1 protein-coding gene and 1 pseudogene are annotated in these 1,331 nt (G+C 45.2%); one reads left to right on the forward strand and one right to left on the reverse strand.

Annotated elements, in window-relative coordinates:
- Window positions 1-361, reverse strand: a pseudogene (locus R8O70_RS25440) (chemotaxis protein); the annotation flags it as partial.
- 416 nt (window positions 362-777) lie between these two features.
- On the opposite strand from R8O70_RS25440, the gene R8O70_RS25445 reads away from it, so the two are divergent.
- A partial coding sequence (locus tag R8O70_RS25445) for a M16 family metallopeptidase (RefSeq protein WP_318184487.1) occupies window positions 778-1,331 on the forward strand: 554 nt, incomplete at its 3' end.

Below are 1,331 nucleotides of genomic sequence, written 5' to 3' on the forward strand. Positions count from 1 at the left end.
GAGGATCATTATTGCCTGGCGGTAAAATCACCCCATTGGCGTTGTCTTGTGAGCCGTCTGGGTAAGCGAGGAAGACGTTATCGAACGCGCCGGAATCTCGCACCTGCTTCAAGTGCGTCACGATGGCTCGTTTTTCTGACTCAGCAGAAAGGGAGGTGAGTGCTCGCTCTTTAGAGAGTAGCCAGTCACTTACGTACTGGTTGTATGACGCGCTGGTGCTTTCCAGACGCTGGGCAACTTCCGCATCCAACCGTTGTAACGAATCTCGAAAAGACAAGCCTTCGACTAACACGCCCCCAAGGATGATGGCAGCACTGGCCGAGATAGCCAGTTTATTCTTCAGTGATAAATTTTTGAACATAGCAGCGATTAATAGATTTTTTGTACCCAAGCGGCGTTAAGTGTCGGGCTTAATGCCCATTGACCTAAAAGCGCGGGGTAGTTTGTTATTGGTTATTTTCATTCGTATATGATTCGGCGTCGTCGCTGAAAAGCGGTTTTGACGCCGAAATCATCGATTGATTATATTTTACTGCTCAAAATAAATACTGGCGCTATGTCGCGAATGTGAGCTTTATAAGAAATAAGAACCTAATACGAGAGCGGCTTGTTTTATGTATTTGTAAAGTAAGGATTTGTCGTGTTTTGTAAATGATAATTGATTTCATTAAATGGTGATATAGATCACATTTGAGCGGTAAATAATCCATTAAAAATGTGAAGGTCATGGAACGAGGATTATATTGATCGGCTTAATCATAGTTATGGGCAATAGTTATGCGCAGTATATTGTTAGTCCCCGCGTTATTGTTGTCAGGGTGTGCTCTGACACAACAATCCACGCCGATTCAGCCTGATGCCAACTGGCACGTTAATCAGCTATCCAATGGAATGAAATACCACATCTATCCAACTCAAGACCAAGAAGTTTCGGTTCGTTTGGTGATGCACATTGGTTCGTTCCAAGAAGAAGCCAATCAAAAAGGCTACGCTCACTTCGTTGAGCACATGGCATTTAATGGCAGCACACACTTTACCGGCAACGACGTTGTTAAGCTTTTTGAGCAATCTGGCGGCAGTTTTGGCGCAGATATCAACGCGTTTACCACCTATCAGCAAACCTCCTATAAGCTTGACTTGGCCAATAACGATAAGCTTGAAGATGCCCTGACTTGGATGCGAGACATTGGCGACGGTTTAGAGTTCGCTCCTGCGCAAGTTGAAAAAGAGAAAGGTGTTGTCTGGCGTGTCTGGCGACGCTCCAATCCAGATGCTAAGTCGTTTTCAATGCACGCGTATGAGGCTTCGATTGAAGGAACGCCTCACTCCGA

This window comes from Vibrio sp. 779(2023), from assembly GCF_033344285.1.
In the GTDB taxonomy this organism is placed as follows: domain Bacteria; phylum Pseudomonadota; class Gammaproteobacteria; order Enterobacterales; family Vibrionaceae; genus Vibrio; species Vibrio alginolyticus.